Source organism: Lebetimonas sp. JS085 (assembly GCF_000523295.1).
Classification (GTDB): domain Bacteria; phylum Campylobacterota; class Campylobacteria; order Campylobacterales; family Nautiliaceae; genus Lebetimonas.
Genome location: NZ_ATHR01000001.1, coordinates 1,498,304 through 1,510,801, shown reverse-complemented (window position 1 = coordinate 1,510,801; position 12,498 = coordinate 1,498,304). Strand labels below are relative to the sequence as shown.

At 32.4% G+C, this 12,498-nt stretch carries 15 protein-coding genes; 2 read left to right on the top strand and 13 right to left on the bottom strand.

Going from position 1 to position 12,498, the window contains the following annotated elements; genetic code table 11:
- The 8 genes from DZ68_RS0108400 to DZ68_RS0108365 form a co-directional block, all read right to left on the bottom strand.
- Positions 1-1,002, bottom strand: coding sequence for a virulence RhuM family protein (locus DZ68_RS0108400; protein WP_024791021.1), 1,002 nt, complete (start codon positions 1,000-1,002; stop codon positions 1-3).
- 3 nt (positions 1,003-1,005) lie between these two features.
- Positions 1,006-3,378 (bottom strand): EcoAI/FtnUII family type I restriction enzme subunit R, encoded by a 2,373-nt coding sequence (gene hsdR, locus DZ68_RS0108395; protein WP_024788161.1) that lies wholly within the window; start codon positions 3,376-3,378, stop codon positions 1,006-1,008.
- Between the two features lie 334 nt (positions 3,379-3,712).
- Positions 3,713-4,138, bottom strand: coding sequence for a DUF362 domain-containing protein (locus DZ68_RS0108390; RefSeq protein ID WP_024788160.1), 426 nt, complete (start codon positions 4,136-4,138; stop codon positions 3,713-3,715).
- Between the two features lie 10 nt (positions 4,139-4,148).
- On the bottom strand, positions 4,149-4,538 hold the full coding sequence (locus DZ68_RS0108385; RefSeq protein WP_024788159.1) for a DUF362 domain-containing protein: 390 nt from the start codon (positions 4,536-4,538) through the stop codon (positions 4,149-4,151).
- Entirely contained in the window at positions 4,519-4,902 is a 384-nt protein-coding gene (locus DZ68_RS0108380) for a NifB/NifX family molybdenum-iron cluster-binding protein (protein WP_024788158.1), read from the bottom strand. Before DZ68_RS0108380 ends, DZ68_RS0108385 begins: the two co-directional genes overlap by 20 nt.
- A gap of 2 nt (positions 4,903-4,904) precedes the next feature.
- Entirely contained in the window at positions 4,905-5,303 is a 399-nt protein-coding gene (locus DZ68_RS0108375; RefSeq protein WP_024788157.1) for a DUF362 domain-containing protein, read from the bottom strand.
- Positions 5,304-5,349: 46 nt separating this feature from the next.
- Positions 5,350-6,048, bottom strand: a complete 699-nt coding sequence (locus DZ68_RS10525; RefSeq protein WP_024788156.1) for a NifU family protein — start codon at positions 6,046-6,048, stop codon at positions 5,350-5,352.
- 36 nt (positions 6,049-6,084) lie between these two features.
- Entirely contained in the window at positions 6,085-7,668 is a 1,584-nt protein-coding gene (locus tag DZ68_RS0108365; protein WP_024791020.1) for an aspartate:alanine exchanger family transporter, read from the bottom strand.
- 94 nt (positions 7,669-7,762) lie between these two features.
- Between DZ68_RS0108365 and DZ68_RS0108360 the strand changes: the two genes are divergently transcribed.
- Positions 7,763-8,260 carry a hypothetical protein gene (locus DZ68_RS0108360; RefSeq protein ID WP_024791019.1) on the top strand — a complete coding sequence of 166 codons (498 nt, stop codon included), beginning with the start codon at positions 7,763-7,765 and terminating at the stop codon, positions 8,258-8,260.
- Positions 8,253-8,684, top strand: a complete 432-nt coding sequence (locus DZ68_RS0108355; RefSeq protein ID WP_024788153.1) for an ankyrin repeat domain-containing protein — start codon at positions 8,253-8,255, stop codon at positions 8,682-8,684. The genes DZ68_RS0108360 and DZ68_RS0108355 overlap by 8 nt, the downstream gene beginning before the upstream one ends.
- Here DZ68_RS0108355 and DZ68_RS0108350 read toward each other — a convergent pair.
- From DZ68_RS0108350 to DZ68_RS0108330, 5 genes are read right to left on the bottom strand one after another with little or no spacing between them, the layout of a single operon-like run.
- The gene (locus tag DZ68_RS0108350; protein ID WP_024788152.1) at positions 8,670-9,368 is read right to left on the bottom strand and encodes a hypothetical protein; all 699 of its coding nucleotides are present in this window, start codon (positions 9,366-9,368) and stop codon (positions 8,670-8,672) included. The two genes, DZ68_RS0108355 and DZ68_RS0108350, sit on opposite strands and share 15 nt — an antisense overlap.
- Positions 9,369-9,421: 53 nt before the next feature.
- Entirely contained in the window at positions 9,422-9,934 is a 513-nt protein-coding gene (locus DZ68_RS0108345; RefSeq protein WP_024788151.1) for a hypothetical protein, read from the bottom strand.
- Entirely contained in the window at positions 9,915-10,922 is a 1,008-nt protein-coding gene (locus DZ68_RS0108340) for an AAA family ATPase (RefSeq protein WP_201767433.1), read from the bottom strand. Before DZ68_RS0108340 ends, DZ68_RS0108345 begins: the two co-directional genes overlap by 20 nt.
- Complete coding sequence (locus DZ68_RS0108335) at positions 10,922-12,136, bottom strand: FprA family A-type flavoprotein (RefSeq protein ID WP_024788149.1); 1,215 nt, start codon at positions 12,134-12,136, stop codon at positions 10,922-10,924. Before DZ68_RS0108335 ends, DZ68_RS0108340 begins: the two co-directional genes overlap by 1 nt.
- Positions 12,133-12,426: a 2Fe-2S iron-sulfur cluster-binding protein gene (locus DZ68_RS0108330; protein ID WP_024788148.1), complete on the bottom strand. Its 294-nt coding sequence runs from the start codon at positions 12,424-12,426 to the stop codon at positions 12,133-12,135. Before DZ68_RS0108330 ends, DZ68_RS0108335 begins: the two co-directional genes overlap by 4 nt.
- Positions 12,427-12,498: the final 72 nt, after the last annotated feature.

The following is a 12,498-nucleotide window of genomic DNA, read 5'->3' as shown; positions in this document are numbered from 1 at the left end:
TTACTTCCTCTTTTTTAATTGTTTTTCAAGGTTTTCAATTTCTTTTAAATCTTCTTTATCGGCTAATTCAGCTTCGTATTTTTTTCGTTTTTCATCAAATTTATCATAAATTTTACTGACTAATTTTTCCATTTCCTTGTTTGATATTTTGCCTTTATGGTTAAGAATTTGTTTATCGTTTAATTCAAGTATCTTATCTACATTTTCCCGCCAAAAATCTATTGTAATATCTTGTCTGTTTTTTGCTCTTAATTCGGCTGTTTCAAGGAAAATTACAACCAGTCTGTTAAGCGTATCAATCTCATCTTTTGTTAAATAATTTTTTGCAATATAAATATCTTGTTTTCTAACGATTCCACCTCTCCAAGAAGTAAGTGCCATATTGGGTTTGTTGGCATCGGCACGCGAAACAATGATTTCTGCAGCAGTTTGTCCGGTAACGGCAAATAGCAACTTATTTTGTGTTTCGGTAAAAAACATTTGAGTAGCTTTATCGGTTTTGTCATAATCGCTGCTTAGTTTAAAAAGGTCTCTTATTTTTTGGTAAAATCTTTTTTCAGAAGCCCGTATTTCACGAATACGCTCCAATAGTTCATCAAAATAATCGGGTCTGCCATCAGGATTTTTCAGGCGTTCGTCATCCATTACAAAACCTTTGACCATATACTCTTTTAAGTTTCGATTTGCCCAAATTCTAAATTGAGTTCCTCTTTTACTTCTTACTCTAAATCCAATGGCAAGAATCATATCCAAAGAGTAGAAAGTAACTTTGTATTTCTTACCATCTGTGGCAGTTGTCAAGTATTCCTTGACAACTGAAAGTTCGTCTAACTCTCCTTCTTTCAGAATATTTTGAATGTGCAGGCTGATATTTTGTTTTGTGGTGGCAAAAAGTTCGGCCAATTGATTTTGATTCATCCAAACTGTTCCGTCCTTTGCCATCAAAGAAACAGATGCTTTGCCGTCATCAGTATTGTATATGATGATTTGATTTTCTTTCATAAACTATGCTACCTTATAAAGTTCTTTTTCTAATTCTTTCAATGCTTCAAGATATTTTTGTTTAGAACCAAATGCTTTTATCAATTCAATTGGTGTTCCCAATTTATTTAATGGGTCTAATTTTAATACTTCTGTGCTTTCAATGGTTAATAACCCGTCATCGGCATATTTATCTAATAGTTTTTCCAAAACAAGTCTTGCTTTTTCTCCATATTTTGTAAAATAATTACGCTTTTTCACCTGATTTGCCCGTTCTTTTCTTGTTAATGGTTTTGCATCATATGCAATATGGCAAATCAAATCGAATAGGTCAAAATCTTTGCCTACTTCATCTTTTAGAGCGTCAAATAAAATTCCTTGTTCTTCCAATTCTTTTATGATTGCCTCTTTTTTCTCCGAATTATTCCATTTGTTCAAAAAATCATCCAAACTTTGAAATTGTTTTAAAACATTTTTCCGTGTATAATCTTTTAAACTTTCAGTAATAATTTTACCATTTTCATCAAGATATTGCACTCTTTCGTTGATAATATTTACATCTACGCCGTTGACATAATATTTTACTCTTGGCTCGGCGACAATTTCTCCTCCGCCTTCAATTTCATATTGGTAAGGAAATTCAACTTCTTCACCGTCTAAAATATCGGTAATTGGTTCATCTGTTGTTTCATCCTCTAAATTTGTTAAATCGTCGTCTTGTGTTACATCTTTTATCATTACAGGTTCACCGTCAAACGCAGGGTCTGCAAACAGATTGGTAACATTACGAAAATCCATAATTGTAAAATAGGTTTTCCCGTATTCCTCATTTATTCGTGTGCCTCTGCCTATAATCTGTTTAAATTCTGTCATTGAGCATATATTGCTATCTAAAACAATCAGTTTGCAGGTTTGAGCATCAACGCCTGTTGTCATTAATTTTGAAGTCGTTGCAATAACAGGATAAGGCTCACTTGGATTGATAAAACTGTCTAATTCTCTCTTACCTTCTTCATTATCGCCTGTAATTTGCATTACATATTTGTTGTTCTCTTTGAATAAATCGGCATTGGCGTTAGCCAAAGCAGTTCTCATTCCTTCTGCGTGTTCAATGTCAACACAAAAAACAATAGTTTTAGCAAAGCGGTCGTAACCTTTTAAAAATTCAGTAATTTTCTTTGCAACTAATTCTCGTCTTTCATCAACAACAATATTTTTATCAAAATCAGTTCGGTTGTAAATTCTATCTTCAACCGGATTTCCGTCTTTGTCTAAAAATCCTTTTGGTGGTCGCCATCCTTCTGCATCAATATCCAGTGTCACTTTTACAACTTTGTAAGGGGCAAGGAAACCATCATCAATTCCTTGTTTTAATGAATAAGTGTAAATCGGCTCTCCAAAATAATCAATATTTGAAACTTCGGTTGTTTCTTTGGGTGTGGCAGTAAGCCCAATATGCGTTGCATTCTTGAAATATTCCAAAATTTCACGCCATTTACTGTCTTCTCTTGCACTTCCTCTATGACACTCATCAACAATTATTAAATCGAAAAAATCAGGACTGAATTTTTTATAAGCATCTTCGCTTTTACTATCTGAAAGTCCTTGGTATAACGCTAAATAAATATTATATGCAGTATCTATTTGTTTATGCTTTATGATAGTCATGGCTTCTTTAAAAGGTGCAAAATCTTTTCTGGCTGTTTGGTCAATGAGTGAAGTTCTGTCTGCAAGAAAAAGTATTCGTTTTTTTGCACCGCTTTTCCAAAGTCTGTAAATTATTTGAAAAGCAGTATAAGTTTTTCCAGTTCCTGTTGCCATAACCAATAATATTCTTTTCTGTCCTTTGGCAATGGCTTCAACTGTTCTGTTAATTGCTATTTGTTGGTAATATCTCGGTTTTTTACCGCTACCGTCTTGATGGTAATCTTGTTTTGCTATTTTTTCAACTTCTTCGGTTTCAATCCCTCTATATTTTTTGTATTTCTCCCAAAGTTCTTTCGGACTTGGAAATTGGTCTAATGATAATTCTTTTTCAATCTTTCCGTCTGTTGCTGTTTTGTCGTGGAAATAAAAACCGTCTCCATTACTGCTGAAAACACAAGGAATATCCAAAGTATTTGCATATCCAAGAGCTTGTTGAATACCACTTTTTACTGAATGTTTATTGTCTTTTGCCTCAATTATTGCAATAGGGACATTGGGTTTGTAAAACAGAATATAATCTGCAAATTTTCTTTTTCCTCTTGTTGTAATTTTCCCTTTTACATAGATTCGACCATCAGTAAAATATACTTCTCTTCCAATTTGGGTTTGTTCATCCCAACCGGCTTTCAATAATGCAGGTGTGATAAATTTTGCTTTTATATCCGCTTCTGACAGGTCTTTTTTATTCATTTTTCAAATCTTATTTTAATTTTTTATATTTTCCAATATATTTGAGAAAATTAGTTCATATAATAATAACATATTTTAATAAAATTTACTTTTGAAAGGCACTGACTAAATAACGGAAAAGTAAAAATATGACAGCGTAGCGGAATTTAGCGAAAATTTTACGTTTAAAAAATTGCACTCAACCCGTAAAGGCGCTTGCGTTTGCAATTTTTAGCAAAATTTGAGCGGTGCGTTAGCAAAATGAAGCCCTGAAGCTGTCATATTTTTATCTTTGTAGTTATTCTTATATATTTTACCATTTAGTCAGTGCCTTTTAAAAAACAGTTTATATGATTTAAAAAGAGCGAACAATTGAATTAAATACTTTTATTTCACTCAAATCCTCGGGAATTTCCTGAACTTCTTTTCCAATGCCCCTTAATTCCAGAGGAATATCTTTTCTGTATTTTTTACCTCTTAATGTAGGGGTTTTAAGTTTACCGCTTTTTGTAGTGCCTATTTTATATTTAGGGGAATTTAAAAAATAATTTTCAAATTCTTTAGTATAAGGGTAATCCCATGTTATTGTACCGGTTGATGGACATATAGCCGCACATTGCGGGTCCTCATAAACACCTGCGCACTCAATACATACTTCAGGTTTTACATAATAACGTTTTTCACCTGTAGGGTTTGATAAATCATCAACAATTGCGTTAACCGGGCAAACCTGTCTGCATGCATCGCAGTTTATACAGCTTTCTCCTATAATTACAGCCATTTTTTTCTCCTTATTTATATAATTTAAGCGTTTCTCCCACACTTACGTGTGCTTTTCTTAGTTCAATGGAAATATTTTCCCTGTAGGGCTTTGGTGAAACTTTAGGTGACATAAGCCCTTTTTTCTTATGCACTCTTATTACATAATTGTCACTGTTTACAAAATAGTCGTTAAATTCCTCAATATAAGGCATATCCCATACAATACAGTCATCCACAGGACACACATCCGCACATTTAGGGACAGCCGAATCGACACATTCTATACATTTTTCCGGTTTTACATAAGTAAACTCTGCAAATTCCAAAGGTGAATTGTCCACACTAACTATAGCTGTTGCCGGACATTCATCTATACATGCCCCGCAGTTTGTACATAAATCAGTAATCATTACCGCCATTTTGACTCCTTTTATAAATCCTGAGTAACCATATCGGAGGATTGTTTTTTAACATATTCTGAATTTTTTCAATTGCATCTTTTATACTTTCGTTTTTATCCACTTTCACAGGGAAAATATTAAAAGAGTTTGCTATTTTTGAAGCTCCCGGTCCTATTTGTATGCAATAAAGTAAATCACACTCTTTTAATTTTCCGAATTTAAACAAAAGTTTTTCCCTCTCTTCATCAGGTTCGCTTACAAATTCTACTTTTTCAACAAACTCATTTTTATCTTTATCTACTTTATAAATAAAAAAATTTTTGCACCATCCAAAATGCTCGTTTATTTTTTCCCCGTCGTTTGATGCAAAAGCAATTAGCATATTTAAGCTTTAAAGAAATTTAAAACAGCAGAGTGCGCTTCTCTCTCTTCTAACGGAACTGTTTCTATAAAAGGTTTTTCTTTAACTGTAGGGAGCATTAAGCCTTTCTTTTTATGAACCCTTATTTTGTATTTACCTTCACTGTTTCCTTTTTCGTAATATTCACTGAATTCTTCAGTATAAGGCATATCCCATACAATACACCCTTCTGTCGGGCAAGCTTCGGCACATCTTGGCACATCTGCGTGTCCTACACACTCAACACAGGCTTCGGGTTTTACATAAAAGCGCTCACCCATAAACGGATTTCTGTCTTTTGAATCATCCAAAATTGCAGCAACCGGGCATTCTCCTGCACAGTCCCCGCAGCTTACACAAGTCTCGGTTATCATCACAGCCATTTTTTTCTCCTTGATTGATTTTAAAAAAGTAAATGCAATTTTTATTCTAAAGAAGATACAAAACAATATTTTTATCTATTAATTCTTCAAAATATTTAATTATCATATCCGCCGTGGAGGTTTTACCAAACATACATCCAGAACATGCACCGAGATAACGAAGCCAGATTTCCGGAATATCGCCCGGGATATATTTAACAAGTTCTATTCCCCCGCCGTCTTTTTGGAGTACTGGAACAATTTCATTTTGCAACAAATTTATAATTTTTTCTTTTTGCAAATTTTCATCTAATTTTCTAAATTTTTCATTTAAATCAGTGTTTAAATCTTTATTGCTTACATATGTTACAATCTGCTGGGCCTGAGGATGCCCGTTGTGAGCCGCTTTTATAAAATATTTCATTGATTTTTCTGTATCTTTGTCTTTGTAATAGAGGGCAAGTTTAAACTGTGCATTTTTGTCATTAAGCTCTGCTGCTTTTTCATAATATTCAATATATTTTTTGTTATTTTCTTTTTCATAAATGTTTGCTAAATAAAAAAATGCTTTTGCTTCGTTAAATTCTGCAGCTTTTTTAAAATATTCCTTTGCTTTTTTGATATCTTTTTTACACCCGATTCCTTTTAAATAAAAAATACCCAAATTAAAAAACGCCTTGGGGGTATTTGATTTTAAAAAACATTCCAATGCCCCGGTATAATTTTTATTTTCATATTCTTTTAAACCTTTTTCAAACATATCCATAATTACCCTTTTTTTAACCTATATACAATTTATATTCTAAATCTTTAAAATAATCTCGGAGAGAAAAATTGTCATTACCAAAGATACAGGATAAACAGCAGTATATGCAATGGACGGATAATCGGATTTTGAAACAGAGTTTATAACAGTAAGCGTTGGGGTTGATGTCATTCCTCCAGATAAGACACCTAAAATATTTAAAAAATTCATTTTAAAAAAAACCCTGCACACAAAAGAAACTAAAAAAAGTGAAAATATAATTGAAAATAATCCAATATATATTGGTAAAAATCCATTTTTAGAGAGTTCTTCTAAAAGATACTTTCCCGCATTTGTTCCAATGGCGGCCATAAATATAAGCTGCCCGGATGTTTTCATAAGACTCCCGGAATTTGGTGAAAGCTGAAAAACAATGTTTCCTATTCTTCCAAGCCTTCCGAGGATTAATGCCGTAATTAAAATCCCCCCTATAAAACTGAGTTTTATCTCCCCCACAAAAGGCAGATAAAAAGGTATACTTCCTACAATTATCCCTGCTACAATCCCTAAAGATATAGATAAAAAATCGGCTGCCGGATATTTTAAAAGGTTGTTTCCCACAAGTTTTGTAATTCTTTCTCCGTATTTTTCAGGTGCAACTACATAAAGTTTGTCCCCAAACATCAGCGTTAACGAAGGATGAGGTTTAATATCTATTCCCGATCTTCTGACTTTTGTAACAACTGCCCTTAAAGATTTCAGCTCTTTTAAACTTCCTATTTTTTTACCGACTATATTTTTTGATGTAACAAGAAGTTTGAAAATTTTCATATCATCGTGAAATTTATAAGCATCTCCTATTTCGCTTCCGAGTATTATACGCAGAGATTCAAGCTGTTCTTTGCTTCCGGATGCCCTTACTATGTCGTTATAATGCAGATATACATCCTCATTTTCCTCCAAATCGTCCGGATTTTGAGATTCAACCCTTTCTATGATGGTGGATGTCATTTTTTCCACCTGGGATTTTTTAACAGGCTGTTTTTTAAAACTTTCGTTTGTTATTTTAAAATTTTTTGTAAGTATCGGGGCGCATCTGCCCTTTTTTTCATTTTCGTAATTTTCAACCTCTTTACCCAAATCCACCCTGAACATAACAGGAAGCATTCTTATAAAAAAAATTGTCACAAAAATACAAAACGGATAAACAGCCCCGAATATAATGGATATTATAGGGTCGTTTTTAACTTCAAGAGCACTTGCGAGGGAAGGGACATTGGTCAGAGAGCCTGTAAGAATCCCGTCTATTACGCTTTTATCCAAATTAAAATATTTTCCCAGAAAATAAACACAAATAAAAATACTGAGTAATAAAAAAACTGCTATTATATTTAATTTAATCCCGTCGCTTTTAATTGTTTCAAAAAAACCAGGCCCCGATTGCAAACCAACCGCATAAATAAAAATAGCCAGCCCGAAAAATTTAAAATTATCAGAAACAACCATGCCAAAATGCCCGGCAATTAAGGCAACAAGGAATATGGCGGTAATATCCAGCGAAAAACCTTTTACTTTAATGTTTCCGATTATATATCCGAGTGTTATTATAAAAAACAGATAAAATATCTGGCTGTTTATCATTTTTTACCTTAATTTTTTTCTTTTAAATAATCATATACAATTTTTATTCTAATTAGAATGAAAATTGCATAAAATAAGTAAAAAAAGGATTTTTATGGATTTGAAAAAAGAATTGTTAAAAATTATTGAAGAAGCGTTTTTTAAGGCGTCTTCTTTTGACGAAAACAAAAAAATTGAAATATATATACAAAACGGTATACCTAAAATGTCTGAAATTTTAATCGGTGAAGATAAAAGCACTGAAAATTCAGATAAAATCTTATGCTATGAAATATACGGATACAACAAAATTTTAGAAGATGAAATAAAAACATGGATTGATTATGCAAGAAACATAGACCTTACACAAAATTATGAACCGAACCCTTTTGAAAAAGCAGTAAGGGATATTGAAAAAAATCTCTCTAAACAGAAAAATGTTTCAAAAAACGAAATATCCTCATACGAAATATTTGCAAATCTCCCGATAGATATTGTTTCAGCTACAGAAGAAAAAATTATAGAGTTCTGGTGGGAAGGAGATAACATAGAAAATATAAAATCTATGGCGATTGAGAGCATTGAAAGTGTATTAAAGGAAATTAATGAATAAAAAAACTCTCTTTTGGCTTAAAAAAAACAATTTTAACCCGCTTGATATAAATATGCAGGACAATTACGGAAACACTGCACTTATGAAAGCCGCAATGGAAGGGAATATAGACGTTTTTGAAGATTTGTTAAATAACGGTGCGGATATTTTTATAAAAAACAACGACGGAAACAGTGTTTTATGGTTTGCCTGTTTTTCAAACTCTAAAAAAATAGTTGAAATATTAATAAAAAAAAATATTGAAATAGATACCGTAAATGAAAACGGTGTAACACCACTAATGTATGCCGCATCAACCGGAAAAAATGAAATAGCTGCAATGTTGATTAAAGCCGGGGCGGATAAAAACATAAAAAATTTAGACGGTTTCAGCGCTGTTGATTTGGCTGTGACACCTCAGATATTAAGATTACTCAGAAACTAATTTTTTTATCTCTTTTTGCAAAACTATTCTTTGAAGCGGATGAATTTGAAGTCTGTTTACCCATTTATCAAATTTATCCCTGAAACTTTCCCTTATAAACGGATGGAGATTATCTTTAATTTCAATAAGAAAAAGTAAATATTTTCTGCCTTCTTTTAAACTTAACTTATTTACAGGTATAAGACGTTTTATTATAGCTGTTTTTAATTTTTCATCTAGTCTGTTTTCCACTAATTTAACAAATTCACTTGCAGCTAAAGGATCGGCATAAACATCGTTCCAGATTTTACCGTTTATAACCTGATCAATTGCTAAATCCTTAAATTCAGGAACAAGTTTTAAGACTTTTACAAGTTCTTTAAAATCATCATCAACTAAGCTTCTAAAAAGCATTCTGCTTCTGTTTCTTATTTTAACACGCAGCTTTTCATCCTTAATAACTTTTTTATTAAGTCTTTTAAACCTCTCATAAGCTCCTAATCTTGAATGGTTAAACGCCATTATACTGACAAAAACATCCTCATCTTCTATCTGTTTCGGATGAGAGCCGGACGGTCTGTAAAAAGCCCACTCCATTCTTGCCTGCGGGTCAGGGTGTTTTAGAAAAAATTCATCCCCTTTTTTTTCAAAATCCGGCTCTTCGCTTAATTTCGCAATTTCTTTTTTATAATGCAGATTTTCCAAAAATCCCCTTTAAATGCTAAAATGTATAACATCCCCGTATTTTTTTAATTTTTTTATATTCTGTTTATAACTTCACCTTTTGGATTTTCAATCAAATCCCTTTTTTGGTTTTTTAAATTTTCATCATTTTTACCGCCCCCGAAAGATTCATTATAAAGACTGTTATAAACCTCTTCAACACTTTTATTTCTGAATTTTTCCAGCAAAATTTCATTTTCATCTCTTTTACCCATATTTTTAAATTCACTCATTAAAAGGTTTATAACAATATCGCAGCTTCTGTTCCAAATATCTTTGTTTCTCTCTTTCATACGGAAAGGATGCTTTAATAGTATATGAAAAAGCACATGTGCATACAGATATTTTAATGTTTCATTATCATAATAAGAAGCTTTTTTTTCATCAAAATATATTTTTTCACCGTCTGTTTCAATAACTTCATATTTATTGTTTTTTTGAATTAAAGGAATATTTAATGCTAAAAAGCTTAAAAAAGGGTTTTCGAAAAGAAACTCTATTCTTATTTTTTCAAATATATTTTTATATTCAGATGATATATTCGCCATATTTGCTTAGCCACTCTTCAAACCAGACAGTTTCGCTTATTTTTTCATCTTTTACAATTAAATCTTTTATAAGCATAACCGAAAATTCATTAGGAAGTTTTTTGGTAAATTCAAAAATATTTTTTCTGTGAATATCAGAACAGTCATAATATTCAACCAAAGCCGACTCCAGAGCAAAAAGAAGAGATGCATTGGTTTTGTCTATTTCGGGAAACTCTCCGTTTAGAATAGATTTTGGATTTGGCAGGTTTTCATAAATTTTTACATAATTTACAAACTCAATCCCGCATGAGTAACCGATAGCTCCGTAAATCAACGGTAAAATTTCATTTATATTATCATTATGCTTTAATATATTTGATAGCATATGATAACTTCTCGGAGTTGCAAAGGCCGGGTTTGAATCATCCTCAACAACATCTGTAGAAAGCAAATCCGGACGAAAGCCCAAAAACCCTATAATATAATGGTGCAGACCGTTTTTTAAGGCAAACTGCTTAAAATCTTCATATTTTGCTTCCACATACAAATGAACCATTCTGTTTACAAGTGGAGAGGGAAGCCTAAACACAACCCCTTTATCCTCCATTCTGTTTCCCGCGGCAATAATTCTCCAGCCTTTTGGAAGTTTATATTCTCCTAACTGCCTGTTTAAAATAAGCTGATAAACAGCTGCCTGAATAGAAGGAGCGGCGGAATTTAGTTCATCTAAAAACAAAATTCCTTGTGAATTTTCATCTTTTGGGAAAAATACAGGAGGCATCCAGATTGTTTGATTTTCTTTAATGGAAGGAATACCCCTTAAATCAACAGGGTCAAGTTGTGAGAGCCTTATATCGATTAACTGAAGATTCTTTTTCTTTGCTATATCCGCAACTATATAAGATTTTCCTATTCCAGGGGAGCCGTGTATAAAAACCGGAATATCTGTATTGATTAAAATTTCTAAATATTTATATAATTCACTTGTGGAAATGGAAACAGACATTATATTTCCATTTCTATCATTTTACCCATTGCTATTTCAGCCAGTTCAAAACCAAACTCTTCACACTCTTTTAATTCTTCGCCGGTTGGTATAAGCTTAATTTTTAAAGGTTTGTTTGGCATTCTGAATTTTAACTTTGACATTCTCTCATGAAGCATATCCGCAGCTTCCCCACTCCATCCGTAAGAGCCGAATGTTGCCCCTATTTTACCGTTATTTTCAATAAGTGCAACACAGGAAAGCAAATCCCATGCCGGTTTTACGGCATCTGAATTGATAGTGGGAGAGCCGATTAATACAACATCGCTTTTTTCAAGCAAATCAATCATATTCGGTGTTTCTAAAGCTTCAAGGTCATATACACCTGAAACGACACCTTCAATTTTATCTGCACCTTTTGCAATATGTTTGGCCATTTTTAATGTATTTCCGTAACTGCTTATATAAAAAATTGAAAATATTTTTTTATTGCTATCTTTTGAATTTTTACTCCAGTTTTCATATTTTTGAATATAACTCATGGGATTTGTTCTTAAAACAGGGCCGTGCAAAGATGCAATAATTGAAATATCAAATTTTTTGTAAAGCTTTAAAGCGTTTAAAATAAACGATTTAAACGGTCTCATAATATGCAGATAATAATATTTAAATGCATAGGAAAAATCGCCCACCTTGTCATCAAATAGTCTTTCATCATAATAATGGCTGCCAAAAACATCTCCGCTGAAAAGTATTTTGTCTTCATGCAGATAACTGCTCATAGTATCCGGCCAGTGAAGAAAAGGTGTGCTTAAAAATTCTATTGTTTTATTACCTAAAGAAATTTTTTTTCCCGTGCCTGCCACCTCAAAATTTACATCTTTTTTCATAAGAGCTTTTAACATTAAAACAGCCCTGTTGGAAATAATAAGTTTCGCCTGCGGGGCCTTATCCATAAGTTCAAAAAGGGCTCCCGAATGGTCTGGTTCTAAATGGTGCAAAACTATATACTTAATTTCATCATAATCGCAAACCTCTTCTAAACGCATGAAAAACTGCGATGAAAATTCTTTTTTGACTGTATCCATTACACATACACCCTCATCCCCTCTTATTACATAAGAGTTGTAAGAACTTCCGTTTGCCGTTCTCATAATAATGTCAAACGTTCTGATTTTAGAATCAAAAGCCCCTGTAAAATAGACATCATCGCATAATTTTATTGCATGTTTCATATCTTAATATACGAGATTACTATCTCGCCCTCCTTTTTAATATTACACTGACACATTAGTCTCATATTATCTGTTTTATTGTCAATAAGACTTAATGTTTTGAGCTCTTTTTCAGATGGTTCATTAAGACATTCCATTCCTTTTTCAACAACCGCCACGCATGTTGAACAATCCCCGACCCTGCATCCAAATTCCATTGAAGCCCCTGTTTTCTCAGCTATTTTTCTAATTGATGTGCCAACAGGCGCTTTAACTTTTATATTGTCATCTTTTAAATATACTGTTGCCATAATTATCCTTTATTTAATTTACTGCAATTTTCATTCTATTAAAAACTGAGATGTAATATTTTTATCTTTAGT

What these genes read in the sequence shown, in the direction of transcription:
- DZ68_RS0108400 (WP_024791021.1), bottom strand. Translation starts at nt 1,002, where the DNA reads ATGAAAGAAAATCAAATCATCATATACAATACTGATGACGGCAAAGCA.
- hsdR (WP_024788161.1), bottom strand. Translation starts at nt 3,378, where the DNA reads ATGAATAAAAAAGACCTGTCAGAAGCGGATATAAAAGCAAAATTTATC.
- DZ68_RS0108390 (WP_024788160.1), bottom strand. Translation starts at nt 4,138, where the DNA reads ATGGCTGTAATTATAGGAGAAAGCTGTATAAACTGCGATGCATGCAGA.
- DZ68_RS0108385 (WP_024788159.1), bottom strand. Translation starts at nt 4,538, where the DNA reads ATGGCGGTAATGATTACTGATTTATGTACAAACTGCGGGGCATGTATA.
- DZ68_RS0108380 (WP_024788158.1), bottom strand. Translation starts at nt 4,902, where the DNA reads ATGCTAATTGCTTTTGCATCAAACGACGGGGAAAAAATAAACGAGCAT.
- DZ68_RS0108375 (WP_024788157.1), bottom strand. Translation starts at nt 5,303, where the DNA reads ATGGCTGTGATGATAACCGAGACTTGTGTAAGCTGCGGGGACTGTGCA.
- DZ68_RS10525 (WP_024788156.1), bottom strand. Translation starts at nt 6,048, where the DNA reads ATGGATATGTTTGAAAAAGGTTTAAAAGAATATGAAAATAAAAATTAT.
- DZ68_RS0108365 (WP_024791020.1), bottom strand. Translation starts at nt 7,668, where the DNA reads ATGATAAACAGCCAGATATTTTATCTGTTTTTTATAATAACACTCGGA.
- DZ68_RS0108360 (WP_024791019.1), top strand. Translation starts at nt 7,763, where the DNA reads ATGGATTTGAAAAAAGAATTGTTAAAAATTATTGAAGAAGCGTTTTTT.
- DZ68_RS0108355 (WP_024788153.1), top strand. Translation starts at nt 8,253, where the DNA reads ATGAATAAAAAAACTCTCTTTTGGCTTAAAAAAAACAATTTTAACCCG.
- DZ68_RS0108345 (WP_024788151.1), bottom strand. Translation starts at nt 9,934, where the DNA reads ATGGCGAATATATCATCTGAATATAAAAATATATTTGAAAAAATAAGA.
- DZ68_RS0108340 (WP_201767433.1), bottom strand. Translation starts at nt 10,922, where the DNA reads ATGTCTGTTTCCATTTCCACAAGTGAATTATATAAATATTTAGAAATT.
- DZ68_RS0108335 (WP_024788149.1), bottom strand. Translation starts at nt 12,136, where the DNA reads ATGAAACATGCAATAAAATTATGCGATGATGTCTATTTTACAGGGGCT.
- DZ68_RS0108330 (WP_024788148.1), bottom strand. Translation starts at nt 12,426, where the DNA reads ATGGCAACAGTATATTTAAAAGATGACAATATAAAAGTTAAAGCGCCT.